General features: G+C 71.9%; 25 protein-coding genes and 1 riboswitch. Of the genes, 5 read left to right on the top strand and 20 right to left on the bottom strand.

The window, feature by feature from the left end:
• Positions 1–8: 8 nt before the first annotated feature.
• Positions 9–1,631: an amidohydrolase gene (locus tag IE244_RS35585; protein WP_191877711.1), complete on the bottom strand. Its 1,623-nt coding sequence runs from the start codon at positions 1,629–1,631 to the stop codon at positions 9–11.
• A gap of 134 nt (positions 1,632–1,765) precedes the next feature.
• Positions 1,766–2,206 (bottom strand): Lrp/AsnC family transcriptional regulator, encoded by a 441-nt coding sequence (locus tag IE244_RS35580; protein ID WP_031174425.1) that lies wholly within the window; start codon positions 2,204–2,206, stop codon positions 1,766–1,768.
• A gap of 244 nt (positions 2,207–2,450) precedes the next feature.
• Between IE244_RS35580 and IE244_RS35575 the strand changes: the two genes are divergently transcribed.
• Positions 2,451–2,885 carry a hypothetical protein gene (locus IE244_RS35575; protein ID WP_191877710.1) on the top strand — a complete coding sequence of 145 codons (435 nt, stop codon included), beginning with the start codon at positions 2,451–2,453 and terminating at the stop codon, positions 2,883–2,885.
• A gap of 7 nt (positions 2,886–2,892) precedes the next feature.
• Here the strand turns inward: IE244_RS35575 and IE244_RS35570 are convergent, their stop codons facing one another.
• The 3 genes from IE244_RS35570 to IE244_RS35560 all read right to left on the bottom strand — a co-directional run bounded on the left by IE244_RS35570 (position 2,893) and on the right by IE244_RS35560 (position 6,620).
• Positions 2,893–3,990 (bottom strand): phosphotransferase family protein, encoded by a 1,098-nt coding sequence (locus tag IE244_RS35570; RefSeq protein WP_191877709.1) that lies wholly within the window; start codon positions 3,988–3,990, stop codon positions 2,893–2,895.
• Positions 3,991–4,004: 14 nt separating this feature from the next.
• Positions 4,005–5,105 (bottom strand): Rv3169 family protein, encoded by a 1,101-nt coding sequence (locus IE244_RS35565; RefSeq protein WP_191877708.1) that lies wholly within the window; start codon positions 5,103–5,105, stop codon positions 4,005–4,007.
• A 342-nt stretch (positions 5,106–5,447) separates the two neighbouring features.
• The gene (locus tag IE244_RS35560) at positions 5,448–6,620 is read right to left on the bottom strand and encodes an acyl-CoA dehydrogenase (RefSeq protein ID WP_191877707.1); all 1,173 of its coding nucleotides are present in this window, start codon (positions 6,618–6,620) and stop codon (positions 5,448–5,450) included.
• Positions 6,621–6,976: 356 nt separating this feature from the next.
• Here IE244_RS35560 and IE244_RS35555 point away from each other — a divergent pair, with 356 nt between their 5' ends.
• The gene (locus IE244_RS35555) at positions 6,977–8,209 is read left to right on the top strand and encodes a glycoside hydrolase family 18 protein (RefSeq protein WP_191877706.1); all 1,233 of its coding nucleotides are present in this window, start codon (positions 6,977–6,979) and stop codon (positions 8,207–8,209) included.
• A 54-nt stretch (positions 8,210–8,263) separates the two neighbouring features.
• Here the strand turns inward: IE244_RS35555 and IE244_RS35550 are convergent, their stop codons facing one another.
• The 5 genes from IE244_RS35550 to IE244_RS35530 all read right to left on the bottom strand — a co-directional run bounded on the left by IE244_RS35550 (position 8,264) and on the right by IE244_RS35530 (position 13,503).
• On the bottom strand, positions 8,264–8,959 hold the full coding sequence (locus tag IE244_RS35550) for a TetR/AcrR family transcriptional regulator (RefSeq protein WP_373305809.1): 696 nt from the start codon (positions 8,957–8,959) through the stop codon (positions 8,264–8,266).
• 74 nt (positions 8,960–9,033) lie between these two features.
• Positions 9,034–9,174 (bottom strand): SCO1431 family membrane protein, encoded by a 141-nt coding sequence (locus IE244_RS35545; protein ID WP_107069516.1) that lies wholly within the window; start codon positions 9,172–9,174, stop codon positions 9,034–9,036.
• Between the two features lie 101 nt (positions 9,175–9,275).
• Positions 9,276–10,646, bottom strand: a complete 1,371-nt coding sequence (locus tag IE244_RS35540) for a C39 family peptidase (protein ID WP_191877704.1) — start codon at positions 10,644–10,646, stop codon at positions 9,276–9,278.
• 294 nt (positions 10,647–10,940) lie between these two features.
• Entirely contained in the window at positions 10,941–12,470 is a 1,530-nt protein-coding gene (locus IE244_RS35535; RefSeq protein ID WP_229854610.1) for an amino acid permease, read from the bottom strand.
• A 76-nt stretch (positions 12,471–12,546) separates the two neighbouring features.
• Positions 12,547–13,503, bottom strand: a complete 957-nt coding sequence (locus IE244_RS35530; protein WP_191877702.1) for a hypothetical protein — start codon at positions 13,501–13,503, stop codon at positions 12,547–12,549.
• Between the two features lie 260 nt (positions 13,504–13,763).
• On the opposite strand from IE244_RS35530, the gene IE244_RS35525 reads away from it, so the two are divergent.
• Entirely contained in the window at positions 13,764–14,384 is a 621-nt protein-coding gene (locus IE244_RS35525) for a uridine kinase family protein (protein WP_191877746.1), read from the top strand.
• Positions 14,385–14,812: 428 nt separating this feature from the next.
• The gene (locus tag IE244_RS35520) at positions 14,813–16,675 is read left to right on the top strand and encodes an AAA family ATPase (protein WP_191877701.1); all 1,863 of its coding nucleotides are present in this window, start codon (positions 14,813–14,815) and stop codon (positions 16,673–16,675) included.
• 81 nt (positions 16,676–16,756) lie between these two features.
• Here the strand turns inward: IE244_RS35520 and IE244_RS35515 are convergent, their stop codons facing one another.
• The 9 genes from IE244_RS35515 to IE244_RS35475 all read right to left on the bottom strand — a co-directional run bounded on the left by IE244_RS35515 (position 16,757) and on the right by IE244_RS35475 (position 24,095).
• Positions 16,757–17,830, bottom strand: a complete 1,074-nt coding sequence (locus IE244_RS35515; protein ID WP_031174438.1) for a hemolysin family protein — start codon at positions 17,828–17,830, stop codon at positions 16,757–16,759.
• On the bottom strand, positions 17,827–19,161 hold the full coding sequence (locus IE244_RS35510) for a hemolysin family protein (protein WP_191877700.1): 1,335 nt from the start codon (positions 19,159–19,161) through the stop codon (positions 17,827–17,829). The genes IE244_RS35515 and IE244_RS35510 overlap by 4 nt, the downstream gene beginning before the upstream one ends.
• A 203-nt stretch (positions 19,162–19,364) precedes the next feature.
• Positions 19,365–19,829, bottom strand: a complete 465-nt coding sequence (locus IE244_RS35505; RefSeq protein ID WP_191877699.1) for a PH domain-containing protein — start codon at positions 19,827–19,829, stop codon at positions 19,365–19,367.
• A 15-nt stretch (positions 19,830–19,844) separates the two neighbouring features.
• The gene (gene hisG, locus IE244_RS35500) at positions 19,845–20,693 is read right to left on the bottom strand and encodes an ATP phosphoribosyltransferase (protein ID WP_191877698.1); all 849 of its coding nucleotides are present in this window, start codon (positions 20,691–20,693) and stop codon (positions 19,845–19,847) included.
• Positions 20,694–20,747: 54 nt separating this feature from the next.
• Positions 20,748–21,020 carry a phosphoribosyl-ATP diphosphatase gene (locus tag IE244_RS35495; RefSeq protein WP_031174442.1) on the bottom strand — a complete coding sequence of 91 codons (273 nt, stop codon included), beginning with the start codon at positions 21,018–21,020 and terminating at the stop codon, positions 20,748–20,750.
• 34 nt (positions 21,021–21,054) lie between these two features.
• Positions 21,055–21,540, bottom strand: a complete 486-nt coding sequence (ribH, locus tag IE244_RS35490; protein WP_031174443.1) for a 6,7-dimethyl-8-ribityllumazine synthase — start codon at positions 21,538–21,540, stop codon at positions 21,055–21,057.
• A 22-nt stretch (positions 21,541–21,562) separates the two neighbouring features.
• Entirely contained in the window at positions 21,563–22,852 is a 1,290-nt protein-coding gene (locus IE244_RS35485) for a bifunctional 3,4-dihydroxy-2-butanone-4-phosphate synthase/GTP cyclohydrolase II (RefSeq protein ID WP_191877697.1), read from the bottom strand.
• Entirely contained in the window at positions 22,849–23,490 is a 642-nt protein-coding gene (locus IE244_RS35480) for a nicotinamide mononucleotide transporter family protein (RefSeq protein WP_191877696.1), read from the bottom strand. Before IE244_RS35480 ends, IE244_RS35485 begins: the two co-directional genes overlap by 4 nt.
• Positions 23,487–24,095: a riboflavin synthase gene (locus IE244_RS35475; RefSeq protein ID WP_191877695.1), complete on the bottom strand. Its 609-nt coding sequence runs from the start codon at positions 24,093–24,095 to the stop codon at positions 23,487–23,489. The genes IE244_RS35480 and IE244_RS35475 overlap by 4 nt, the downstream gene beginning before the upstream one ends.
• 164 nt (positions 24,096–24,259) lie before the next feature.
• Positions 24,260–24,390: riboswitch (FMN riboswitch) on the bottom strand.
• Between the two features lie 359 nt (positions 24,391–24,749).
• Here IE244_RS35475 and IE244_RS35470 point away from each other — a divergent pair.
• Positions 24,750–25,493, top strand: a complete 744-nt coding sequence (locus IE244_RS35470) for an SDR family oxidoreductase (RefSeq protein WP_191877694.1) — start codon at positions 24,750–24,752, stop codon at positions 25,491–25,493.
• 118 nt (positions 25,494–25,611) lie between these two features.
• Here IE244_RS35470 and IE244_RS35465 read toward each other — a convergent pair whose 3' ends face one another.
• Positions 25,612–26,892, bottom strand: coding sequence for an ROK family transcriptional regulator (locus IE244_RS35465; RefSeq protein WP_191877693.1), 1,281 nt, complete (start codon positions 26,890–26,892; stop codon positions 25,612–25,614).
• Positions 26,893–26,956 lie beyond the last annotated feature (64 nt).

Below are 26,956 nucleotides of genomic sequence, written 5' to 3'. Positions count from 1 at the left end.
CCCGTAGATCACTCGCCCGGCCGTACGAACACCGTCCGTCCGCCCACCACGGTGCGCAGGCAGACCGGCAGGTCGCGGCCCGGAGTGAGATCGGGCAGGCCGGGCGTGCCGGAGCGCGGGTCGGTCGACCAGCGGGCGACGCGGTCGTCGGGGGCCTGGACGATCAGCTCGTCGGTGCGCCAGACCGCGTAGTCGGCGGGCGCGCCGGGCACCAGGACGCCCGCGTCGTCCCGTCCGACGGCCCGCCAGCCGCCGCGGGTGTGCGCCGTGAACGCGGCCCGTACGGAGACCCGGTGCTCGGGCGTGCGGTGGAACGCGGCGGCGCGGACGGTGCCCCAGGGGTCGAGCGGGGTGACCGGGCTGTCGGAGCCGAAGGCGAGGGGCACACCGGCCCGCAGGAGGGCCGCGAAGGGGTTGAGGGTGCGGGCCCGTTCGGTGCCGAGACGCCGGGCGTACATACCGTCCTCACCGCCCCACAGCGCGTCGAAGGCGGGCTGGACCGAGGCGGTCAGCCCCAGCTCGGCGAAGCCGGCGACGGTCTCGGGGGTGAGCATCTCGGCGTGCTCGACGCGATGGCGGGCGGCGCGGATCCGGGCGAGACCGAGCTTCTCGGCGGCGGCGCGCACGCCCTCGACGACGGCGCTCACGGCGGCGTCGCCGATGGCGTGGAACCCGGCCTGCAGGCCCGCCTCGGTGCAGGCGACGACGTGGGCGGCTACGGCCTCGGCGTCCAGGTAGGCGGTGCCCGCGTGGTCGGCGTCGGCGTACGGCTGGTGCAGGCAGGCCGTGTGCGAGCCGAGGGCTCCGTCGGCGAAGAGGTCGCCCGCGGCGCCGACGGCGCGCAGTTCCCGTGCCTTCGCCACGCCCTCGTCGGCCCGCTCGGCCCAGTACCCGACGACGCGGGGGCCGGGCACCTCGGCGGCCAGCTCCAGCAGGCCGGTGAAGTCGTCCTCGGAGGAGATCTGCGGCCCGCCGCACTCGTGCACCGAACCGATGCCGAGGGAGGCCGCGTGCGCGAGGGCGGTGCGCTGGGCTTCCGCGCGCTGGGCGGGGGTGATGGCGGCGAGCGCGGCCGCGCGTACGGCGTGATGGGCGTCCCGGGTGAGCGGCGCGTCCTCGCGCGGGACGTCGCCGGGGATCAGGTCCAGCAGGGCGGTGGTGACGACCGCCGAGTGCACGTCGATACGGGAGAGGTACAGGGGGCGGCCACCGGTGGCCTCGTCGAGTTCGGCGCGTGTGGGCGGGCGGCCACCGGGCCAGCGGGCGGCGTCCCAGCCGTGACCCAGCAGGACGCGGTCGTCCGGGCGGGCGGCGGCGAAGTCGCGGACCAGGGCGAGGGCTGCCGCCAGGGACGGCGCGCCGGAGAGGTCGAGCCCGGTCAGGGCGAGGCCCGTGGCGGTGGTGTGCACATGGGCGTCGGTGAAGGCGGGGGTGACGAGGGCGCCGTCGAGGTCGATCACCTCGTCCACGCCGTCGGCGAAGGCGTCGGCCGCGCCCTCGGAGCCGACCCAGGCGACTTGGCCGCGCTCCACCACCATCGCGGTCGCGAAGGGGTCGGCGGGGCTGTGCACCTCGCCGCGGCGGAGGAGGACGGTCCCGGGGGGCTGGGGGTCGGCGGTGCGGTCGCTCATAGCGGACAGTTTCTCCTGCCGGCCGCCGGTTGCCGCACCTGGGGCGGCTCAGCCCGGCGCCGCCGGCCGTGTCCACCCGTTCCACCCCGCGGAACGACCGCCCGGGGCGGGAAGCGCGGCTGCGGCATGCCGCTTCACACCCGCGGCGGCCGCGCCTCGTACGGGGTCGACAGCACGACCGTGGTCCGGGTGGAGACGCCGGCCAGGGAGCGCAGCCTCGCCAGCAGTTCCTCCAGTTCGTGCGGTGTCGCCACGCGCACCTTGAGGATGTAGTTCTCGTCGCCGGCGACGCTGTGGCAGGCCTCGATCTCGGGGACGCCGGCGAGGCGGTCCGCGATGTCGTCGGGGGCGCTGGGGTCGAACGGTTTCACCGAGATGAACGCGGTGAGCGGCAGCCCGACGGCCTCGGGGTCGACCACCGCGGCATAGCCGCGGATGACGCCACGCTGTTCCAGCCGGCGCACCCGCTGGTGCACGGCCGACGTGGACAGGCCCGTGGCCTTGCCCAGGTCTGTGTAGCTCATCCGCCCGTCCTTGACGAGCAGCTGCACGATCTGTCGGTCCAGCTCCTCCATGGCGCCAAAACCTACAGTGCGCTTGATCTCCTCGGATAGCCGAGAGCGCAGGTCATAGCCGGTTCGATACAAAAAGCACCGCATAAGGCCCGCAGCGGGCACCTGCACACGGCATGTGACGAACGCCACACAACCCGAACGGGCTCCGTGATGTTCTCGTGATTACCGTCGAGGGCGGACGGGAAGTGCTTGCTGTGGTCGAGGCCGCAGCGCCTTCACGGCCCAGCCTTAGGGGGAGAATCCCATGCAGAGTGTCCATCGCCCTGGTCGATCCACGTCCAAGCGGCAGCAGCAGGTCGCCGAGCCTGAGCCGGAGTGCGTCGAATCCGACGCCTTCGACGACGGACCGGACGCCTACGACACCTTCGAGATGTACCGGGTGATCTGCCCGGACTGCACCCAGCCGATCGCGCTGCTGGCGGACGAGCAGGTCCTGCCGGAGCACGCGCTGTGCGCCTCGCCGTGGAACCCGTTCGGTCTCACGGTCTGTGCGGGTACGGGCCGTTCGGCCGCCGAGGCCCGTCCCGCGGACGAGTCCGTCGAACCGCAGGAGCAGGACACCGCCCTGCTGCTGACGCTCCCCCAGGGTCTGAACTGGCGGACACAGCCCTTCTCGCACGCCGGTGGCCCGGGTTCGCGCCCGATGCGCGTGCCGGCGATGCGCCGCCAGGCCGCCTGAGCCCACCTCACCGCTTCCAGTAGGTGCCCTGCACCATGGCGCGCAGACTGTCGTGGTGCAGGATCAGCCTGTCCGGGTCCGCCGGTACGGCGGCCTCGCCGAAGTACACCTGGCGGTAGGCGACGCGCAGCATGACGATCGCGTGCCGCAGCGCGGCGTAGAGGGTGTGGAAGTCCATGTCCCGCGGGGTGTGACCGGTCAGCCGTGCGTAGCGGTCCTCGACGCGGTCGCGACGCAGCAGGTCCGGCAGCCCGTGCTGCCCGGAGGCGACCGTGAGGTCGTGGAAGAAGCGGTGCAGGTAGATGGTCCAGCCCAGGTCCACCTCGCGTGGGGCGAGCGCCGCCATCTCCCAGTCCAGCACCGCGACGGGCTCGAAGCCGTCGTAGACGATGTTCCCGATGCGCGCGTCCCCCCAGCTGAGGACCGGTTCGCCGGGCTCGCGCGGCCACAGCTGTTCCAGCCGGTCGAAGGCGGCCTCGATGAGGGGTGAGCGGGGCAGGCCGTCGATGACCCAGGCGTAGTAGGCGCGTTGGGCGCTCACGTGCCGGCGCAGCGCGTCGCCTTCCCCGGGCACCGTCAGGAATCCGGCCTCTCCGGGCGGCACCTGGTCGTGCAGCCGGGCCAGCAGCCCGATCGTCGCGGCCTCCAGGTGGGCGCGTTCGGCGTCGCTCGCCCTCTGCAGCCAACTGCCCTCGTAGGTGTACGGCATGACGTCGGGGGGCACGCGCCCGGCGACCCGCTCCATGACGAGGAAGGGCGCCCCGAGCGGACCCGGATCCTCCTCCAGCCACAGCACCCGGGGCACGGGCACGTCCGTCCGCTCGGCCACCAGGCGCAGGGTGCGGTACTGGCGGGCCATGTCGTACTCGGAGAAGACGGTGTACGCCCGTGGGTCCGCGGCCAGCCGCAACGCACAGGCCCGTACGGGGGCTTGGGGGTGTTCGAGGTCGAACAGCAGGGTCTCGCTGGACATGCCGTTGGAGGCCGGGACGGTGACGCCGGTGGCCTTGGCGCCGGGCAGCCGGGTGCCGAGCCAGGCGGTGAGGCGCCGGTCCAGGTCCTCGGGGTCGCGGGTCGTGGTGCGGGGACGCGGTGCCGTGGCCATAGCGGGTTCCTCCCTCAGGGCGCGACCGAGTCGAAGCCGGTGAAGCCACTCGGGTCGTGCCGGCCGAACGAGCCGTGCTCGAAGATGCCGTGACCGGTGCGCCCGTCGAGGCGGAAGCGGGCGGAGTGGTCGGTGACGCCGTAACCGGCCAGGGGATGGGGCAGGGTCATGTCGTACGTACGGCGGTCGGTCCATCCGGGCCCGCGCCAGCTCCCGTGCTGCCAGTCGTCCGCCGGCGGGTAGCCGGCGCCCAGCGCGAGCGGCGAGGAGGCCAGGATCTCGACGTCCAGCTTCTGCGGCCCCCGGGCGTCGCCGAGACGGATGACCGCCCGTTCCGGATGGCGGGTGCCGGAGCGATAGCCGATCTCGGCCCGCGGCCAGCCCAGTTGGCGGTCCCGGTGACCGGGCCGGACGAGGGTGGCGTCGTTCAGCGAGCGGTAGCCGTCGGCGTCCTCCTGGGTGATGACCATCAGGAAGCGGTCCTCGAAGCGGACCGGGCACCAGATCCAGTGGAAGCCCTCGGTGGGGTGGTCCGCGGCGAGCCGCCCGCCGTCCTCGCCGGGTACCGGCCGCACACCCCAGCTACGGTCCCGGGTGCCTGTCCAGTCGTCGGCCGTGACCCGGAACTCCTCTCCCCCGGCCCGGATCACGCCCTCCGCGGTGCCTGCCTGGACGAAGCGGCGGCCCTCCAGGGTGAGCCGGTCGCCCCGGCGCTGGAGGTGGTGCGGCTCCCAGAGGGCGGGGAAGGCGGCCGTCCAGGTCAGGTCGTACGACAGCTGCTCGTCCTCACAGATCAGACGCAGCTCCTGGAGCGGCCGCGGGACCTCGACGCGCAGGGGGCCGACGGCGAGCCGCATCCGGTCCTCCCCCAGGGCGTCGGAGGCGCGGACGGCGTGCAGGGTGTCCCCGGTGCGCAGGGTGGCGTAGGCGTCGATCACACCCAGGTTGGGGTAGACGCCGAGGCCGAGGATGAGCAGGGCGCGGCCGGCGTGGTCGACGACGTGGAAGATGCAGCGGTCGTAGGCGTTGCGGTCGCCGGTCGCCACGTGCTTCATGGACAGCGGCACCTGGTGCACCGGGTATTCGTCGAGCGGTACGGGACGGTCGTCGGCCACGGACACCCCCTGAACGATGGTCAGCTGACGGTACGTCAGACGACCGGAGGTGGCCAGAGAGCGAACCGGACGTGCCTGAACTGACGCTCTATACCGCGTACCGGTGACCTGTACGGCCACTGCCGCGTTGCCCGGGTATGACCCCCACGTACACGGCCATCGGGCGTCAGCGGCGCATCTTCGTGCCCCGGCCCGCAGAATCGGTTCCGCCGCCCCTGCCGCAGGACCCGCCCATCTACCGCGACCTCATGCGGGTCTGGGCCGACCGGGGCCGCACCCTGCCGGGCCGCCACGACCCGGAGTGGATCAGACTGGCGGCCCCGACGGTCCTCACGGGCCAGTTCAGCGACCTTCGGGTCCCGCCACGTGACGGGCGATGACCATCCGCTGGATCTGGTTGGTGCCCTCGACGATCTGCAGGACCTTGGCCTCGCGCATATAGCGCTCGGCCGGGAAGTCGGTGGTGTAGCCGTAGCCGCCGAGTATCTGCACGGCGTCCGTGGTGACCTTCATGGCCGTGTCGGTGCAGTGCAGCTTGGCCATGGCGGCCTGCTTGGCGAACGGCTTGCCGGCGTCGCGCAGCCGGGCCGCCGCGAGGTAGAGCGCCCGGCCGGCCTCGATCTGGGTGGCCATGTCGGCGAGCATGAAGCGCAGGCCCTGGAAGTCGGCGATCGGATGACCGAACTGCCGGCGCTGGGTGGCGTAGCCGACCGCCTCGTCGAGCGCGGCCTGGGCGAGGCCGATCGCGCAGGCCGCGATGCCGAGCCGGCCGGAGTCGAGGGCGGACAGGGCGATGGAGAAGCCCTGGCCCTGCTCGCCGAGCCGGCGCTCGTCGCCGACCCGGACGCCGTCGAAGTGGACCTGGGCGGTGGGCGACCCCTTCATGCCCATCTTCTTCTCGGGCACCGCACCGCTCAGACCCGGCGCGTCACCGGGGACCAGGAAGGCGCTGATCCCGCGCGGGCCGTCCTCGCCGGTGCGGGCCATCACGGTGTAGAAGTCGGCGATGCCGCCGTGCGTGATCCAGGCCTTGGTCCCGTTGATCACCCACTCGTCGCCCTCCTGGAGGGCCTTCGTGCGCAGCGAGGCCGCGTCGGAGCCGGCCGACGGTTCGGAGAGGCAGTAGGCGCCGAGCAGGCCGCCGCCGAGCATGGCGGGCAGATGCTCGACCTGCTGCTGCTTGGTGCCGTAGGTGGCGAGCGCGTAGCAGGCGAGCGTGTGCACGCTGACGCCGAGGCCGACGGTGAGCCGGGCCGCGGCGAGCTCCTCCAGGACCTGGAGGTAGACCTCGTAGGGCTGGTCGCCGCCGCCGTACTCGGAGTCGTAGGGCAGGCCGAGCAGGCCCGCTTCGGAGAGCAGGGTGAAGACCTCGCGCGGGAAGCGCCCCGCGTCCTCCTCCTCGGCCGCCTTCGGCGCGATCTCGCGCTGGGCGATGTCCCGGACGAGCGCGAGCAGATCCCGCGCCTCCTCCGTCGGCAGCTGACGCTCCACCGGCTGCGGGTCGCGGTCGGACATGGCGTCGGTCTCCTCCCTGTTCGGGCGCCGGCGGTCCGGCCCGTCGGGTGGGGGCGGGTCCGCCTGGTCGTTCCGTGATGGCCGAAGGCGCCCGCTCCCGGGTCTCGGAAGCGGCTGACCAGCGGCTGTGCGCTGTGAGTATGCCCGATCAGCGACCTCCCGTCACCAGTTAACGACCGCTTACTTCAAGAATCCAGCCGGAACTGCTCGCGAGTCAGGGAGCGCGACCCCACCGCCGCCGAGATTGGTCCGAACCATTGACGCAGTGGTCTAGTCCTCCTACTGTGCATGACCAACGCTTTACCGCGTTCATGCCAATCGGCGCGCGTTCCCCTCCCCCCACGAGGAGACACCCGATGCACACTCCCCACCGCTCCCGCCTGCGGGCGCTCACGGCCGCCGCGTGTACCACCGTCCTCGGTGCCGCACTGCTGGCCGGCACCGGCACCGCGACCGCGGCTGCCCCGGCCGCTCCCCAGGTCAAGGCCGGCTCGAAGGTCGTCGGCTACTTCACCGAATGGGGTACCTACGACCGCAAGTACTACGTCAGGAACATCGAGACCTCCGGATCGGCGGCCCGGCTGAGCCACATCAACTACGCCTTCGGCAACGTCACCGGCGGCAAGTGCGCCATGGGCGACTCCTACGCGGCGACCGACCGGGCCTACACCGCCGCCGAGTCGGTGGACGGGGCCGCCGACACCTGGGACCAGCCGCTGCGCGGCAACTTCAACCAGCTGCTGAAGCTGAAGAAGAAGCACCCGGGTCTGAAGATCCTGTGGTCCTTCGGCGGCTGGACGTGGTCCAGCGGCTTCGGCGAGGCCGCGAAGAACCCCTCCGCCTTCGCCCGGTCCTGCTACGACCTGGTGAAGAACTCCAAGTGGGCGGGCCTGTTCGACGGCATCGACATCGACTGGGAGTACCCGAACGCCTGCGGCAACACGTGCGACACCAGCGGCCGGGAGGCGTTCCGGAACGTCATGGCGGCACTGCGGTCGAAGTTCGGTTCCGGTGGCCTGGTGACGGCCGCGATCACGGCGGACGCCTCCAGCGGCGGCAAGATCGACGCGGCGGACTACGCGGGCGCCGCCCCGTACGTCGACTGGTACAACCCGATGACGTACGACTACTTCGGCGCATGGGACGCGAGCGGCCCGACGGCCCCGCACTCCCCGCTGACCTCCTACGCGGGCATCCCGAAGGAGGGCTTCAACACCTCGGCCACCGTCGCCCGGCTCAAGGGCCTCGGCGTCCCGGCGTCCAAGCTGCTGCTCGGCATCGGCTTCTACGGCCGCGGCTGGACCGGGGTCACCCGGGCGGCACCCGGCGGGACGGCCACCGGCCCGGCGGCGGGGACGTACGAGCAGGGCATCGACGACTACAAGGTGCTCAGGACCAAGTGCCCGCCGACCGGCACCGTGGGCGGCACGGCCTACGCCAGGTGCGGCAGCGACTGGTGGAGTTACGACACCCCGGCCACCATCGCCACGAAGATGGCGTACAAGAACCAGCAGGGCCTCGGCGGCACCTTCTTCTGGGAGCTGAGCGGCGACACCGCGAACGGTGAACTGATCAAGGCGATCAACTAGACCCCGGGACGGGGACCCGGGAGCGGGGGACCACGAGCCTCCGCTCCCGGCGGGTCAGCCGTCGCGGCGGGCCGGCCGAGGCGCCGGGTAGGCGGGGTCCAGCTCCTCGACGGCGCGCAGGGCCCCGCCGAGCATCTTCACCAGGAGCTCGCGCATGGTCTCGCGGGACAGCTCGGGGCGGTCGATCCAGTCCAGGGCGGCGCCCTCGACGCCGCACACCCAGGACAGCAGACCCATCCGCACCAGCGGGGGGACGTCACCGCGGCCGTAGGCGCCCTCGGCGATGGTGGTGATGATCGCCTCGCGCACCCCGTCCCGGATGGCGTGCACCTCGGTGTCGAAGCCGACACCACCGCTGACGATCGTGCGGTAGGCGGCCTGGTGGTGCTCGGCGTAGCGGAGGTAGCTGTCGATGGTGCGGTGGACGCGGTCCACGGCGGGCAGGCCCAGGGCGCTGGACGCGAAGGTGACCAGGTCCGCGACGGAGTCCTGGATGATCGCCAGGTAGTAGCCGCGCTTGGACCGGAAGTAGTAGTAGATCAGCCCCTTGGCGACATGAGCCTGGCGGGCGATGTCGTCCATGGACAGCGCGTCGTAGGACGTGTCGGCGAACAGCTTCCGCCCGATGGCGATGAGTTCGGCGCGACGCGCCGCCGAACGCTCGGTGCCGCGTATCCGGGCGGGGGTCCCTGCGCGCGCGGAGTCGGGGGCTGGGCGGCGGACGGCGGCACGCTGCTGCGGCATATTCAATTTCGGCCCTGTTCCAGGCGGTCGGCGGGACCTCCGCAGTATGTCAGAACATGCCGCACACGTGAGCGGTCGGTTCAGAGCAGACCGAGCTGGGTCACGAACATCGCGACGACGGCCACGAGGACCCAGCCCATGACGTGTTCGAGGATCTTCGGGCCGTCTTCCTGGGGGCCGCCGGTGCGGACGCGGGTGGCGGTGGCCGGGTGTGCGGTCATCGTGGTACTCACAGAGGTCGGACGTACAGAGCGGGTCCCCCACCCGTTTGTCCACCTTGCCACCCGCGGCGCCATGTGCGGCGATGAGCTTGCTCACACGGTCAGCGCACGCCCACCGCCTCGAGCGCCTTGCGCCGGCGCGGGCTCGGATGGGCCGGGAAGTAGAGGTAGCAGATCCCGCCGGTGCCGGAGACGACCTTCCCGGAGGCGTTGTACCGCTTGGTCCGGAGCCAGATGTTCTCGAACTCACGGCGCAGATAGACCCGCCGTACCGCGTCGTCGCCCGGCGAGGCCGGATCGTTGGCGATCACATCGCCGTCCGCGGTGAAGCCGATCACGGTCATCAGATGGCCGGAAGTGCCGTAGCCGGCGCCGGTCAGCTCCGTCTTCAGGAACGACTGGGACGTTATGGCCGGGATGCCGGCCGCGATCAGCGTCTCCAGGTCGGTGAGCGAGGCGAGCCGTGTGACCACACCCTGCAGGCCCTCGAAGGTCGCCGCGTAGGCCGCGTTGAACGGCCAGTTGCCGCAGCCCTCGTACTGGTAGTCGTAGGTGAAGCGGGCGGCGTTGTCGACCTGCGGGTCGGCGTAGGCGGGGTCGACCCAGGACAGCTGCTCGGGGGTGAGCCGGCCGCCCCAGTACTCGACGATCATCTGCGAGGAGGTGGGGCTGCACCAGGCCTCGCCGCCGTTGTCGTACTCCGGGTACTGGCCCTTGTGGATCTCCTGCGAGTAGCGCGGGACGACCAGTTCCTGGGCCAGGCCGGGGGTGGAGGCGGGGACGGTGAAGCGGTCGGGGATGTCGGAGCCCATGGCGCCGAGCCGCCACACGGTGGGGGTCAGACGCGTGCCGGGCCGGCGGTACAGGGTGAGGCGCAGCCGGTACGACGCCAGGCGCAGGCCGGTGCTCGCGTCGCCGATGGCGAAGGTGTCGGTCCAGACGGTGCTCTTGCCGTCGGTCTGGCCGTCCACCGAGGTCCGCTTGATGTCCTGGTCGCCGGCCGCCCAGCGGCCCATCACGTACCACGGGGTGTCGGTGCCGTCGGAGTACGTGCCCTGCAGTTCCACCTGGAGCCAGGTGCCCTCCGGGGTGTGGGCGTTCCAGGAGGCGACGGCCTCGGTGGCGGGCACGGTGAGCCGGTGGACCGGAGAGGTCCAGACGGCGTATTCCCAGGTGGCGGTCGTGCCGGTGTGCGGGTCGGTGTAGTCGCTGCGGCCGGCGGGGGCGCCGATCACGAGGCCGGGGCGGGGTCCGGCGACGGCCCGCACGCCCTGGGAGGTGCCGAGGCGCCACTCGCTGTACGTGGTCCAGGCGTGGTAGTCGATCGGGCGGGCCGGCGGCCCGCCAGGGCCGTCGGCCTCGGCGGCGGGCCGCTGAGCGGCGGCGGCAGCGGGGGCCGTTCCGCCGGCCACCGCCGCGGCGACGGCGGCGGTCAGGACGGTTCTGCGGGACGGCTGTTCGGCTCTGCTCATGGGCGCGATTACCCCCAGGTGTGTGGTGCGGTCGGGGCTGATCTGCTGCACGTGTGCGCCAACTATGGAGCAGCGGGCATGCCCCTGCCAGCACTTCGGCGCATGCCGCGCGATGAATATTGGTCTGATCCAGTGGAAGATCTCATGAGCGGCTGGACGGAGCCCGCGCGGGCCGGGGGCGGCGGCGCCGGCCGGGTGCCGCCGCGCCCCGGAGACCCACGGCGGTGCGGCTCCCCGAGGGGCGCGGGGAGCCGCCGGAGCAGCCCCCGCGCAGCCGACCGGGCCGCACCTCCGTCAGACGAGGTCCATCGCCGCGACCTCGTCGGGGCCGCCGTAGCTGATCGGCCCCTGGAAGCGGCGGCGGGCCGTGGCGAACCACCACACCGTCGCCACGACCAGCACGACCGCGAGGGCGATCGGCGCGTAGTTGAACGAGTCGGCGGTGATGGGCGAGGCCTGCGGCAGCATGAACAGCACGCTGCTGAGCACGATCCAGACCACCGCCAGCCAGCCGACCGGCCGGCCCCAGCGGCCCAGGTGCCAGGGCCCCGGCTGGAACCCGTCGCCGAGCCGCAGCCGCAGGAAGATCGGCACGGCGTAGGCCAGGAAGAGACCGACCACGTTGACACTGACGATGGCCGTGAAGGCGGTGTGGGACCACCAGCCGGGCACGACCAGGGCCAGCGAGCAGACCACCGCGAGCCACACCGCCTTCACGGGCGTACGGGTGCGCGGCGAGACGGAGTGCCACCAGTGGGAGCCGGGCATGGCACCGTCCCGGGAGAAGGCGAAGATCTGCCGGGTGTTGCTGGTGAGGTTGGCGAGACCGCAGAAGAGCATCGCGCCGATGACGATGAGGAGCATGACCTTGGCGGCGCCCAGTCCGAGGCCGTCGATGAGAATCTGGACCGGCGGCGCATCGGAACCGGCCACCTTGGAGTAGTCGCCAATGCTGTAGACCAGTGCCAGCATCAGGATCAGACCGGTGATCGCCGAATAGCCGATGGCGCGCGTGATGCCCCGGGGCGCGTTGACCGTCGCGCGGACCGTTTCCTCGGACATGTGGAAGCTGCCGTCGAACCCGGTGAACGTCCAGCTGGTGACCAGCAGCCCGAGCATGCCTCCGTAAAGTCCGCTCGTGAAGCCGGTGTTGTTCTCGAAATGCGTCACGAACGACACCGGCTGATGGTGATCCGGCATCACTATGAGTGCGCCCACGATCACCACGAGTCCGATCAGCAGCCACCACACGGAAATGCGGTTCAGGACGGCGACGAGCTGGACCGTGTAGGTGTTGGCGAGGCCCTGCAGGACGATGATCAGGGCCGTGATCAGCACCGTCTGGTGCGCGGTCGCCTGGTACGAGGGCCACTGCAGCTGCACGAAGGCCTGGACGAAGGTGGCGGCCGCATAGCCGGTGGCGGCGGTGCCGCCGATCTGTCCGACGAAGTTCAGCCAGCCCGTGTACCAGGACCAGGCACCCTTGTGCCGCTTTGCAAGTTTACCGGCGGAGAAATACAGCGCGCCGCTCGTCGGATAGGCGGAGGCGACTTCCGCCATGGCCGCACCAATGAGCAGCACCATGACGCAGACACCGATCCAGCCGAACACGAGAATACGGGGGCCGCCCGCGTTCATACCGAATCCGAAGGACGAGAAAATACCCGAGAGGATATTGATGATGGTGAAGGAGATCGCGAAATTGTCGAACGCCTGGAAGCGCCGGGTGAGTTTCCGCGGATAACCCATCGCGTGCAGGGTGGCGTCGTCGTCGAGCACGACCGGGTCTTCACCGCCGCGGGCCTTGGCCCGTGGCGTCGACATCCGTTCCGACACAGATCGGCCTTTCTCTCGTTGGGGAGCGGGGACGAACAGGAACGAGCGGGACCGGCCCGCCGGATCAGTCGGGCCGCGGGACGGGCAGGCCGCAGGCGCGCCGGGCCCGGGAGAGCTGCTCGGCGGGGTCGCCGAAGGCACTCCAGGGCATGCGCGAGGCGTACGGACCCATCGCGGTGAACACCGCCCGGGCCTCGAACTCGCGCTGGGCCATGACCAGCGCGTGCGCGAGGTAGGCCAGGTCGAGCACCGGTGTGAAGCGGTAACCGGCGACCGCCGGCAGCCAGTTGTGGTAGATCGCCAGCGCGGTGGAGCGCCACTGCGGCTGTTCCCAGACGCGGTCGGCGAGCAGCTGGGTGGGGTTGTAGCTCTCCACCAGGGCCACCAGGGGCAGCAGCCGGAGGGCGCAGTCGGCGGGCGCCCGCTGGCTGAGGAAGGCGGCCACGTCCCAGGCCGCGTTGACCGAACCGCCGTGGCGCGTGAAGAAGAACGACAGGAAGCGGTGGTGGGCCTCGCGGTGCCAGGGATCGAGCGAGAGGATGTGCGCGAACAGCCGCCAGGGCCCGGGCGGGGCGGTGAGCAGGCCCTGCGGGGCCGGCTCGCGCAGCTGGTGCAGCCGGGCCATGGCGAGCTTGGCGACCCAGGGCGTGGGGTCCTCGGGGGCCAGGGCGGCGGCCCGGTCGCAGGCGGTCAGGGCGATCCGCTCCAGCGCCTCGGCCCGCTCGTCGCGCGCGTCGGCGGCCCGCAGCGCGCGCTGGACCGCGACCCGGGCCCACATCAGCGCCGCCTCGGGCGTCGGCTCCTCGGCGAGCCAGCGCTCGACCAGATCGGTGCCGGCGGCCTCGGAGGCGAGGACCAGCGAGCGATGCGCGCGCAGGGCGAAGTCGGAACGCGTCTCGGCGAGGGCCTCGTACGCGTATCGATAACGTCCGGCGCGCACATCGACGCATACGCTCGCCAGGACACGGTCGTCGGCCGCCGGATGCCACACATAGTGCCCTTCGAATAACTCCGCGGCCATGTCCCCCCGCCAGTCCCCGTACGACGCACACCGGTTGCGCTGGAGGCACCATACTCAGTTACGGGCACACCCGGAACGCCGAATTCGACATATCGGTCAGGGGATTCGCGAATGTTTATCCTGGTCATTGACTGGCCGCCAGCCGATGATTCAAGCCCCCACCTATTCCGGTCCGGCGGCCTCGACGCTCCGGCCACTATGGGCCACTACTAGACTGTTTCCGGAGAACCGCCCACACCGACCCACACCGGGGACCCACCATTCTCGACCTCGCCGCCCGGCTGCGCGGGCTTCCCCCCTCCCTCGGCCCGGTCCGGCTGCTCGGCGTCGACGGGCACGCCGGCTCCGGAAAGTCCACCTTCGCCGGGCGGGTGGCCGCCGCGCTCGGCGGGGCTCCGGTGCTGCACCTCGACGACATCGCCAGCCACGAGCAGCTCTTCGAGTGGACCGACCGGCTCATGGCCCAGGTGATCCGGCCGCTGGCCCGCGGCGAGAGCGCGCACTACACGCCGTACGACTGGCAGGCCCGTACGTTCACCGCACCGCTCCCCCTGCCCGCGGCGCCCGTGGTCCTCGTCGAGGGCGTGGGGGCCGGGCGCCGGGCGCTGCGCCCGCACCTGGCCCTGCTGCTGTGGATGGAGCTGCCCCGCCAGGAGTCCTGGGCGCGCGGCCGGCGGCGGGACGGGGCGGAGCAACGGGAGTTCTGGGACGGCTGGGTGAAGGCGGAGCACGCGCACTTCGCCGAGGACCCCTCGCGCCCCCATGCCGATCTCCTGGTACGACAGGCGCCGGAGGGGTACGAGGTGCTGCCGGGGCCCGCGTCAACCGGTGGACCGGACCAAAGCGTGACCCAGAGTAACAGCCCTTCGTCATTGTGGTGAAGCTGTGAAGACACGTACGGAGGAACTTCCCCGAAGGCCTCAACTCGGCTTGACCGGGGCCCCGTACAGGACTTACGTTCTCAATGTGCGGCCAATCGGCGCCGCCCCCAGACGCGAAGCCCCCGGTTGTTCCCCCGTGATCGGGGGCTTCGTTCTGCCCGCGGACGATTTTCCGGGCGCCCCATGCACCGATCCGCTCACCGTCGGTCACGAAACCCTGTGCGCCCCGTCTGCTCCCACCTCGTCGAACGGCCTGCGCGGCACCCTTCGGCACGCGGTCATCGCGCGGGTACGATGCCCTCGGTGCGACCTTCGAGGCTGCCTCGCGCACCGGTAACTCCGGTCCGCGGCACGGCGGTTCGACTGCGGCGGCCGTCGGGCGACTGCCCGGTGGTGAACCACGGGGGCACGGTCTGTGGGGGGACGGGATGGACTTCGGCACGCAGGGCCCCGAGGCCCCGGCCGACCTGGCCTGGCTGCGCGGGGTGGACGCCTACACGATGGGCGCCTATCCGCAGGCGGAGGAGGAGTTCCGCATCGCGGTGCGGATGGACCCGGGAATGGCCGACGGCTGGCTCGGGCTGCACGCGCTCCGGGTCGACACGACGACCTCGCTGCTCAGGATGTTCCGGCACCGCGACCGCTTCGGCGAACAGCGCGCCCGGCACCGCCGGACCCTCAACTCCTGGTACTGGCTGGGCTGGTGGGTACAGCCGGTGCTGGAGAGCCCGCGCGATCTGCTGCTGGCGCACGCCTCGCACTGGCTGGACGGCCGGCACGTGCCCGAGCTGGACCGGGCCCTCGCCGGGCTGCCCCCGGTCGACACCGACCCCCAGGTCCGCTTCCTGCACGCGTGCCGCGCCTATCTGGTCAAGGACTGGGAGCAGCTGGTGCGGCACACCGACTCGCTGCTGGACGATCCCATGCTCGGCATCGAGGCCGGACTCTTCGGCGGCATGGCCCGGGTCCGGCTGGAGACGTACGGACAGGCCGAACCCCTGCTGTCGGCGGCGCTGATGCGCTGCCGCAGCGAGCAGCCCCAGCGCAAGGAGCTGCGCTACTGGCTGGCCCGGGCGCACGAGGGTACGGGCCGCAGCGCCGCGGCGCTCCCCCTGTACCGCGCGGTGCACCGCGTCGACCCGGCGTTCATGGACACGTCGGCGCGGCTCGCGGCGATCGCCGAGGGCGACGGGTACGACGACGCCGCCGACCTCGCCGCGATCACCCTGGCGGGGGCCGGGCAGGACAGCGTGGACGGGCCGGACGCGTATGACCCCCTCTTCGGCGCCGACGGCCGTGATCTGCGGCTGCCGGAGCCCGATCTGCCGACCGGGCCCCTGCCCTCGGTGACCGATCCGGCGGTGCGGCTGAAGACGGGTGTCCCCTCGTCGCCGATCCCGGCCGGTCCGACCGATCCCGCGCTCCTTGAGGAGGCGCTCGCGGAGCTGGAGCGCATGGTGGGGCTGGAACCGGTGAAGCGCCAGGTCAAGGCGTTGTCCGCGCAGTTGAACATGGCCCGGCTGCGGGCCGGGCAGGGACTGCCGGTGCAGCCGCCGAAACGGCATTTCGTCTTCTCGGGGCCCTCGGGGACCGGGAAGACCACCGTGGCCCGGATCCTCGGCCGGGTCTTCTACGCCCTCGGGCTGCTCGGCGGTGACCACCTGGTCGAGGCCCAGCGGGCCGATCTGGTCGGCGAGTACCTCGGGCAGACGGCCGTGAAGGCCAACGAGCTGATCGACTCCGCGATCGGCGGGGTGCTGTTCGTGGACGAGGCGTACTCGCTGTCCAACTCGGGTTACGGCAAGGGGGACGCGTACGGCGACGAGGCCTTGCAGGTGCTGCTGAAGCGGGCCGAGGACAACCGGGACCATCTCGTGGTGATCCTCGCCGGCTACCCGGAGGGCATGGACCGGCTGCTGGCGGCGAACCCCGGGCTGTCGTCCCGTTTCACGAGCCGGGTGGACTTCCCCTCCTACCGGCCGCTGGAACTCACCGAGATCGGCAGGGTGCTCGCGGCGGAGAACGGGGACGTGTGGGACGAAGAGGCGCTGGAGGAGCTGCGCTCGATCGCGGGGCACGTGGTCGATCAGGGGTGGATCGACGAGCTGGGCAACGGGCGGTTCCTGCGGACCCTGTACGAGAAGAGCTGTGCCTACCGGGATCTGCGGCTGTCGACGTACGCGGGTTCCCTGTCCCGGGAGGACCTGGCGACGCTACGGCTGCCGGACCTGATGCAGGCGTACGGGGAGGTCCTGTCGGGGCGGGGGCCGCACGATCCGTCGGGCATGTAGGGCACCGCGCGGGGGTGCGGGGAACCGCGCGATCGGCCACGGCACACCCCGCGGCCGCACAGCTCCCCGCGACGACCCGGGCTAGGTGGCGAGTACCTCTTCCGGCTCCCCGCTCAGCCGCGGTTCCGGCATCTCCCGGTGTGCCGGGTCCCGGACCTCGCCCACCAGCATCTCCAGGACGTCCTCCAGGGCCACCAGACCCAGCACCTTGCCGGACGCATCCGCCACCTGGGCCAGATGCGTCGCCGCCCGGCGCATCACGGTCAACGCGTCGTCGAGCGGCAGCTCGGCCCGCAGGGTAGCCATCGGGCGCCACACGTGCTGCGGCACCGCACGGTCGGAGTCCTCCAGGTCCAGGACGTCCTTGACGTGCACATACCCCATGAAGGGGCCCTTGTCCGTGGCGGCGACCGGGAAGCGGGAGTACCCCGTGCGGGCCGTCAGCTCGACGATGCGTCCCGGGGTGACCGCAGGGTTCACCGTGACCAGGGACTCCCGGCGCAGCAGGACGTCCGTCACCGGGCGGGAGCCCAGTTCCAGCGCGTCCTCCAGCCGTTCCCGCTCCTCGGGGTCGAGCAGGCCCGCCTGGCCGGAGTCCTCCAGCAGACGGTTGAGCTGCTCGCTGGTGACCACAGCCTCCACCTCGTCCTTGGGCTCGACCCGGAAGAGGCGCAGGATCGCCTGGGCGCAGGCGCCGAGGGACACCGTGATCGGCTTGCACAGCCGGGCGAAGTACACCAGGCCCGGGCTCAGCCAGAGCGCCGCCTTCTCGGGGGCCGCCATCGCCAGGTTCTTCGGCACCATCTCGCCGATGACCAGGTGGAAGAAGACCACCGCCGCCAACGCGATCACATAGCCGAGCGGATGGACCATGCCGTCCGGCAGATGCACCGCCTCGAACACCGGTTCCAGCAGGTGCGCCACGGTCGGCTCGGCCACCGCGCCCAGCGTCAGGGAGCACACGGTGATGCCGAACTGGGCCGCGGCCATCATCTGCGGCAGCCGCTCCAGGCCGTACAGGACCTGGCGGGCCCGGGCGGTGCCGAGCGGTTCGATCTGGCTGCGGCGCACGGAGACCAGCGCGAACTCGGCGCCGACGAAGAAGCCGTTGGCGAGCACGAGCAGCGCGGCGAAGACCAGTTGCAGGACGCTCATCGGGCGGCCTCCAACATGTGCGCCGCCGGGGCGGTCCTGACCAGGCGGACCCGTTCGGCGCGGTAGTGGCCGACCTGGCGGACCGAGAGCCGCCAGCCGGGCAGTTCGGCCCGGTCGCCGGGGGCCGGGATCCGGCCGAGCAGGTCGGCGACCAGTCCTGCGACCGTCTCGTACGGCCCCTCGGGCACGTCGAGGCCTATGCGCAGCAGGATGTCGACGCGGCAGCTGCCGTCCACGTCCCACGCGGGCCTGCCGTCCTCGGGCGCGGCGGGGGCCAGCTCCGGCATGTCCTTGGCGTCGTGTTCGTCGCGGACCTCGCCGACGAGTTCCTCGACGATGTCCTCCAGGGTGACCACGCCGGCCGTGCCGCCGTACTCGTCGACGACGACCGCGATGGGCTGCTCGGAGCGGAGCCGGGCGAGGAGCGGCTGGACGGGCAGGGTCTCGGGGACGAGGAGCGCCTTGCGGGCGATACGGCTGACCGGCGTGCGCAGCCGGTCGTGCACGGGAACCGCCAGCGCGTCCTTGAGGTGGGCCATGCCGACGATCTCGTCGATCTTCTCCCGGTAGACGGGGAAGCGGGACAGGCCGGTGGCCCGGGTGAGGTTGACGACGTCCTCGGCGGTGGCCGAGTCCTGCAGGGCGCTGACCTTCACGCGCGGGGTCATGACGTGCTGCGCGGTCAGCTCGCCCAGGGACAGGGTGCGCACGAACAGGTCGGCCGTGTCCTGTTCCAGGGCTCCGGCCTGGGCGGAGTGCCGGGCCAGGGAGACGAGTTCCCCCGGGGTGCGGGCGGAGGCCAGCTCGTCGGCGGGTTCGACGCCGAGCGCGCGCACCAGCCGGTTGGCGACCGTGTTGAGCGCGGCGATCACCGGGCGGAACAGACGGGAGAAGTGGTGCTGCGGGCCGGCCACGAACCGCGCGACCTGCAGCGGCTTGGACACCGCCCAGTTCTTGGGCACGAGTTCGCCGATCACCATCTGGATCGCGGAGGCCAGCAGCATGCCGACGACCACGGCGACCCCGGAGACGGCACCGCCCGGGATGCCGAGGGCGGCGAACGGGCCGTGCAGCAGCCGGGCCAGGGCCGGTTCGGCGAGCATGCCGACGACCAGGGAGGTGATGGTGATGCCGAGCTGGGTGCCGGAGAGCTGGAAGGACAGCTCCTTGAGCGACTCCGCGACCCTGCGGGCCCGGCGGTCGCCCTCGGCGGCGGCCTTCTCGGCGTCCGTCGACTCGACGGTCACCAGGCCGAACTCGGCGGCCACGAAGAAGCCGTTGGCGAGGATCAGCAGGAAAGCCGCTCCGAGGAGCAGCAGGGGGGTGGTCACGCTGCCACCGCCTTCCCGGTATGTCGGGTCGGGGCGGCGCAGGTACTACAGGACGATCCGTCCATCGCTGGAGGGAGTCACTCCTCGGGTAGCAGGAACCCCTGTGCACCGGTTGGCACGCAGGGGCGGAGGCGCAGCGAACAGGCCTCCGTCACCAGATTAATCAAGACAGGGCCCACTCGGGCAGGGTGGGCGCCCCCGAGTCAGCCCTGATCTTCCGCCGGATGGGCCGGGGAGCGGGCTTCGGCGAGGGCCCTCAGGGCCTGCGCGTCGGCGATGGCGCGCTGCTTGGCGAGGCCCGGCTGGATGCCGAGCGCGGGCAGGCTGGTGCCGTCGCTGAGGTTGAGGAAGACCCACGGATCGCCCGGACGGAGGTTCACCTGGAGGATCTCCGCCCAGTCCAGGCGCCGCTTGCTGGCGATGTTCACCACGGTGACACCGGAGTCGTCGGCGACGACTTTCACCCGGGCCAGCTGGGCGAGCACCCAGAAGATCAGCGCCCCGGTGACGACGAAGCTGGCCCGCTCGCCCGGGCCGAGCTGCTCCAGCAGCATGGCGACCCCGGAGATGGTCAGGAAGATCGCCACACCGGCGGTGAGCAGGATCACGCGGGTGTGACCCGGCCGGAAGGTGACGGGAAGCGAGGGAAGGGTGGGAGCGTCGGACATCGCGGTGCGTACCCCTTACAGGCGGCAGGCGTGGATGGCCGTGGTGAGGATGGCGCGCGCGCCGATGGCGTAGAGGTCGTCCATGATCCGCTGCGCCTCCTTGGCGGGGACCATGGCGCGGACCGCGACCCAGCCCTCGTTGTGCAGCGGGGAGACGGTCGGGGACTCCAGGCCGGGGGTGAGCGCGACGGCCTTCTCCAGCTGCTCGACGCGGCAGTCGTAGTCCATCATCACGTAGGTCCGGGCGACCAGGACGCCCTGGAGACGGCGCAGGAACTGCTGGACCTTCGGTTCCTCGCCGTCCGCGCCGGTGCGGCGGATGACGATGGCCTCGGACTTCATGATCGGCTCGCCGAAGACCTCCAGACCGGCGTTGCGCAGGCTGGTGCCGGTCTCCACGACGTCGGCGATGACCTCGGCGACGCCCAGCTCGATGGCGGTCTCCACGGCGCCGTCCAGGTGGACCACGGAGGCGTCGACGCCGCTGTCCGCGAGGTGCCCCGCGACGATGCCCTCGTACGAGGTGGCGACCGTGCGGCCCTTGAGGTCCTCGACGCCGTTCGCGGTGCCGGGCTTGGCGGCGAAGCGGAAGGTGGAGCGGGCGAAGCCGAGCGGCAGGATCTCCTCGGCGTCGGCGCCGGAGTCGATCAGCAGGTCGCGGCCGGTGATGCCCACGTCGAGGCGGCCGGAGGCGACGTAGATCGCGATGTCGCGGGGGCGGAGGTAGAAGAACTCGACCTCGTTCACCGGGTCGACGATCCGCAGCTCCTTGGACTCACGGCGCTGCTGGTAGCCGGCCTCATGCAACATCTCCCCCGCAGGGCCGGACAGGGAACCCTTGTTGGGGACGGCGATGCGCAGCATGAGGTCGGCTTCCTTTGCGTGAAGGGTTTTCTACGGCTTTTACGACGGGCGGGCTTACAGGTGGGCGTAGACGTCGTCCAGGGAGATCCCGCGGGCGACCATCATCACCTGGACGTGGTACAGCAGCTGCGAGATCTCCTCGGCGGCCGCCTCCCTGCCCTCGTACTCGGCGGCCATCCAGACCTCGGCGGCCTCTTCGACGACCTTCTTGCCGATGGCATGGACGCCCTTGCCGACCAGCTCTGCGGTGCGGGAGGTGGCCGGGTCGCCGTGGGCGGCCTTCTGCTGGAGCTCGGTGAAGAGCTCCTCGAACGTCTTCTTGGACATGGTGGTGCCCACCCTACGCGGTTCGGGCGTCTGCCTAGTGCCAGGGTTCAGATACTGAGCGCAGCGTGGCCGCGGTCGCCACGGCGGCCGTCACCGCCTCGTGTCCCTTGTCCTCGTTCGAGCCCTCGATGCCGGCCCGGTCCAGGGCCTGCTCCTCGGTGTCGCAGGTGAGCACGCCGAAGCCGACGGGGACTCCGGTCTCGATGCTGACCTGGGTGAGGCCCTGGGTGACGCCCTGGCACACGTAGTCGAAATGGGGGGTGCCGCCGCGGATGACGACACCGAGGGCGACCACGGCGTCGTAGCCGCGTCCGGCCAGTACCTTGGCGGCGACCGGCAGTTCGAAGCTGCCGGGAACCCGGATCAGGGTCGGTTCGTCGATCCCCAGTTCGTGCAGGGCGCGCAGGGCGCCGTTCACCAGACCGTCCATCACCTTCTCGTGCCACTGCGCCGCGATGACGGCGACCCTGAGGTCGCTCGCATTGCGTACGGACAGCTCCGGTGCACCCTTGCCGCTCACGTGTCTCCTCAGTGCTTCTTGCTTACTTGTTGCCGCAGGCTGCGGTGGCCGGCGTGTCCAGCCAGGGCAGGTCGTGTCCCATCCGGTCCCGCTTGGTGCGCAGGTAGCGGAGGTTGTGCTCGCCCGCCTGGACCGGCATCGGTTCCCGGCTGCCGACCTTCAGGCCGTGCCGCAGCAGCGCGTCGGTCTTCTCGGGGTTGTTGGTCATCAGGCGCAGGCTGCGGACGCCGAGGTCCGCCAGGATCTGCGCGCCGGCGCCGTAGTCGCGGGCGTCGGCGGGCAGGCCGAGTTCCAGGTTGGCGTCGAGGGTGTCGTGGCCCTGTTCCTGGAGTTCGTACGCCCGGAGCTTGGACAGCAGGCCGATGCCGCGCCCCTCGTGGCCGCGCAGGTAGACCACCACGCCGCGGCCCTCCTCCTGGATACGCCGCAGGGCGGTGTCCAGCTGGGGACCGCAGTCGCAGCGCAGGGAGCCGAAGACGTCACCGGTGAGGCATTCGGAGTGGACGCGGACCAGGACGTCCTCGCCGTCGCCGATCTCGCCGTGGACGAGGGCGACGTGCTCGACGCCGTCGGCGGTGGAGCGGTAGCCGTAGGCCCGGAAGGTGCCGTGCCGGGTGGGCAGGTGGGTCTCCGCCTCGCGGCGGACCGTCGGCTCGCTGCTGCGTCGATAGGCGATCAGGTCCTCGATCGAGATGATCGTCAGCCCGTGCTTGCGGGCGAACGGGATCAGCTCGGGCAGGCGGAGCATACGGCCGTCCTCGCCGGCGATCTCGACGATGGCCCCGGCCGGGCGGAGCCCCGCGAGGCGGGCCAGGTCGACCGCGGCCTCGGTGTGGCCGTCGCGGACGAGGACGCCACCGGGCCTGGCACGCAGCGGGAAGACATGGCCGGGGCGGACGAAGTCCGTCGGCTCGGCCGTACCGCTCGCGAGCAGCTGGAGCGTCGTCGCGCGGTCGGCGGCCGAGATGCCGGTGCTCACACCGTGCGCGGCGGAGGCGTCCACGGAGACGGTGAACGCGGTCTTCATCGACTCGGTGTTGTCCTGGACCATCTGCGGGAGCTGGAGCCGGTCCAGCTCCTCGGGCTCCATGGGAGCGCAGATCAGGCCGCGGCACTCGCTCATCATGAAGGCGACGATCTCGGGCGTCACCTTCTCGGCGGCGATGACGAGGTCGCCCTCGTTCTCCCGGTCCTCGTCGTCCACGACCACGATCGGGCGGCCGGCCGCGATGTCGGCGATGGCCTGTTCGACGGGGTCGAGCGTGAAGTCCTCGATGTCCTCGGCGTTGTAGAGGATGGGGGCCGTGCTCATGCCGGTGCTCCTTCCAGGACCGGCTGCGCGGTCCGGCGGGAGCGCAGCCACCAGTCGCGCATGCCCCACAGGACGAGCGCGCCGTAGATGACGTAGACGAAGCCGGAGAAGGCGTAGCGGTTGGCGAAGTTGAGGGGCACGCCGACGAGGTCGACGAGCAGCCAGGCGATCCAGAACTCGACCATGCCCTTGGCCTGGGCGTACATGGCGACGATGGTGCCGACGAAGATGTAGGCGTCGGGCCAGGGGTCCCAGGACAGGGACGGGTAGGCCGTGAAGAGCAGGGCGACGGCGACCGTGCCGGCGGCGGCCGCGCCGAGCATCGCCGCACGCTCGCGCCAGGTGGCGAACCGCGGGGCGATGTGGCCGTCCGCGGACCGGCCCCGGTTGCGCTGCCACTGCCACCAGCCGTACAGGGCGACGGCCATGACGACGGCCTGCTTGCCGGCGCTGCCGGTCAGGTGGCCGTAGAAGGCGACGAAGAGGACGAGGCCGGACAGGAACTGCACGGGCCAGGTCCACAGGGAGCGGCGCCAGCCGAGGGCGAGGGTGATCAGGCCGAGGATGTTGCCGACCATGTCCGACCAGATGATGCGCTGGCCGAAGAGGGTGAAGGCCTCGGCGTTCATCCAGTTCACCGGGTGGCTCCCTGGGCGCGGTCGCCGAGGAGCCGCTCGACGTACTTGGCGATGACGTCGACCTCAAGGTTGACCGGGTCGCCGGGCTGCTTGTGGCCGAGCGTGGTCAGGTCGAGCGTGGTCGGGATGAGGCTGACCGTGAAGTGGTCCGGGCCGGCCTCCACGACCGTGAGGCTGATGCCGTCGACGGTGATGGAGCCCTTCTCGACGACGTAGCGGGAGAGGTCCGCGGGGAGCGAGACCTTGACGATCTCCCAGTTCTCGGAGGGCCTGCGCTCCAGTACCCGGCCGGTGCCGTCGACGTGGCCCTGCACGATGTGCCCGCCGAGGCGGGCGCCCACGGCGGTGGGGCGTTCGAGGTTGACCCGGGAGCCGACGGCGAGCGCGCCGAGGCTGGAGCGGTTCAGGGTCTCGGCCATGACGTCGGCGGTGAACTCGTCGCCCTCGTGCTCCACGACGGTGAGACAGACGCCGTTCACAGCGATGGAGTCGCCGTGCTGGGCGCCCTTGGTCACGACGGGGCCGCGGAGCCGGAAACGGGAGGCGTCGCCGAGGTTCTCGACGGCGGTGACCTCACCCAGCTCTTCGACGATTCCGGTGAACACTTCCCGGGTCCTCCTGCCTCTTCGGGCACGGACTCCGGGGCCTGTCGATGACGACAGAGTCTACGGGTGAGCACACACCGGAGGCGTCGCCGAAGAGGAGACACGTCCGCGTACGGACGAGTCCCGGTACGGCGGCGCGCACACGGAAAACGCATGCCCGCCCGCCGCGCACTGCCTCCCATCCGGACTTTAACCGTCGGTCCAGGAATTTCACCTGGTCAACCGGCCGCTGGAAGCGACCGGGTCGCGGACTGTAACCGCCGGTTCGGACTTTCACCGACCCCGGAGTGCGCTGCTTCTGGTACAGGGCCAGTGTGCCACGCCGGATGACCGTTCAGACAGGTGCGGGGTGTGGGCTCCCTCACAGCGCGTGTCACCCCTCTTGCGCGGCGCGGTCACCCCGCACAACTACCGGGAGGGCAGGGCGGATTGACCCCGGTCCGAACCCATTGACCATGCTGGTCTAGTCCTTTTAGGGTGCGGACGGGTCCGGCGGCGGTGACGACGGCCCTTGCCCGCCGCCGGACCACCACCGACCGCCGCCGGCCGGGCGGGGCCACCGAGGCATGTCACGTTCACGGAGGCCCGCCCGGTCTCATCCGGAGGAGGGCACCCCGACCGGGGCGCCCCGGAGTCCGGAGGGACAGGTACGGCATGACCACGATCCTGGTGACCGGCGGCACCGGCACGCTCGGCCGGTGCGTGACGGCGCGGCTGCGGGCGGACGGACACGAGGTGCGGGTGCTCAGCCGGCACACGCGGCCGTACGCCGTCGATCTGCGCGTGGGCGGCAGCGGCCTCGACGCGGCGCTCGCCGGCGTGGAGACCGTGGTGCACTGCGCGAGCAGTCCGCGGGGCGGGGACGAGGAGGCGGCCGAACAGCTGATCGCGGCGGCGCGGCGGGCCGGGGTGGGGCATCTGGTCTACATCTCCATCGTCGGTGTCGACCGGGTGCCGCTCCGCTACTACAAGACCAAGCTGGCCGTGGAGCGGCAGATCGAGACGTCGGGGCTCGGCTGGACCGTCCTGCGCGCGACCCAGTTCCACGACCTGCTGGTCTCGGTCCTGGGCGGGCTGGCCAAGGCGCCCGTGCTGCTGGTCCCGGCCGGCGTGCAGGACCAGCCGGTGGAGGTGGAGGAAGTCGCGGACCGGCTGGCCGGGCTGGCGCTCGCCGCTCCGGCCGGGCGGGTGGCGGACATGGGCGGCCCCGAGGTGCGGACCCTGGACTCCCTGGCCCGCTCCTACCTCCGCGCGACCGGCCGGCGCCGGGCGGTCCGCAGGGTTCCGCTGTTCGGCGGAACCTATCGCGCCGCCCGCGCGGGCGGACTGCTGGCGCCGGAACAGGCCGTGGGGAAGACCACGTTCGAGGAGTATCTGGGGCGGCGGTTCGGCGGCTGACGCGAGGCGGGTGACCGGGCGCCCCTTCGGGACAGGGGCCGGCCGACGGCGCCGGGGGCGGTCGCATCCGTAGGCGGGCGCGCGGCCCGGGGTGATCCGGTCGACCGGCCGCACCGGGCTAGGGCCGCGCGAACAGCTCCTCCTGGGCGCGGTCCCGGGCTGTCAGGAGGGCTCCGCGCAGCACCGCCGCGCCGCCGAGGGTGCTCGCCCGGACCTCGGTGAGCAGGGGCGACATCCGGCGGAGCCGGTCCTGGACCAGTCCGGCGAGCACCGCGCCGCCGGCCTGCCCGGCCTCCCCGCCGAGCACCACGCAACCGGGGTCGAGCACCGCCACCACGGACGCGGCGCCGAGGGCGATCCGGTCGGCCAGGGCGTGCAGGAACCGGCCGGCGGGCCGTGCCGCTGCCAAAGGGGCCGCGCCTGCCGCGCCCTCCTCCCCCGCCCGAGGCGTACCCGGCTCCCCCGCCGGGCCCGCGGCCGAACCGCTCTGCTGCCCGGCCAGCTCCGCCACGGCCGCCCGCAGCACCACCGCCGCGCCCGGTCCGTCCATCGCGGCCGGTACCGGCAGGCCGCACTCGGCCGCCAGAGCACCGATCGCCGCCGCGCCGGCCAGCGAGTGGAACCCTCCGTCGCAGTCACCGGCGGAGGGCAGTGAGGTGGTGCCCGGGACCGGCAGGAAGCCGATCTCGCCCGTGCCTCCCGAGGCGCCGCGACGGAGCGTGCCGTCGAGGACGACCGCCGCGCCGACGCCATGGCCCAGCCAGAGCAGGACGAAGGTGTCCCGGTCCCGGGCGGCGCCCTCGCGCTGTTCGGCCAGGGCGGCCAAATTGGTCTCGTTCTCCACGGTGACGCGGGCCCCGGACAGCCGTTCCTGCAGGGCGGCGGCCAGGCTGCGGTGCCAGGCGGGCAGTCCACCGGAGTCACGGAGATCGCCGGTGGCCGGGTCGACGAGCCCGGGCGCGCCGATGCCGACGGTGTGCAGCCGGTCCGCCCCGGCCTCCTTCGCGGTCCGCTCCACCGTGGCCACCGCCTGTTCCACGGCGGGTCCGGTCCCGGTGTCCCCGCCGATCGGCACGGACGCCTCGGCGAGGACCCGGCCGACCAGGTCGGAGACCAGCACGAAGACGCCCCCGGTGCGGACGTCGAGCGCGGCCAGGTGGGCCCGGTCGGCGACGATGCCGTACAGCCGGGCGTTGGGGCCGCGACGCTGTTCGCCGGCCTCGCCGACGACGGTGATCAGCCCGGCGGCGGTGAGCCGTTCCACGAGGTCGGCGACCGTGGGCCGGGACAGACCGGTCAGCTGCTTCAACTGCCCTGCCGTGAGCGGGCCTTGCTGCTGCAACAGCCGCAGGGCCAAGCGGTCGTTGATGGCCCGGGCGGTGCTGGGTGATGCAGGCATGGCGGGAATCCTCCCAGATCCACGCGCCGGGGAACGCCGACGGTGGCCGTAGAACCGCCTATCT

It is taken from the genome of Streptomyces filipinensis, from assembly GCF_014649495.1.
GTDB lineage: Bacteria > Actinomycetota > Actinomycetes > Streptomycetales > Streptomycetaceae > Streptomyces > Streptomyces filipinensis.
Note: the sequence above shows the minus strand (reverse complement) of the source record. Positions and strands in the feature narration are given on the sequence as shown.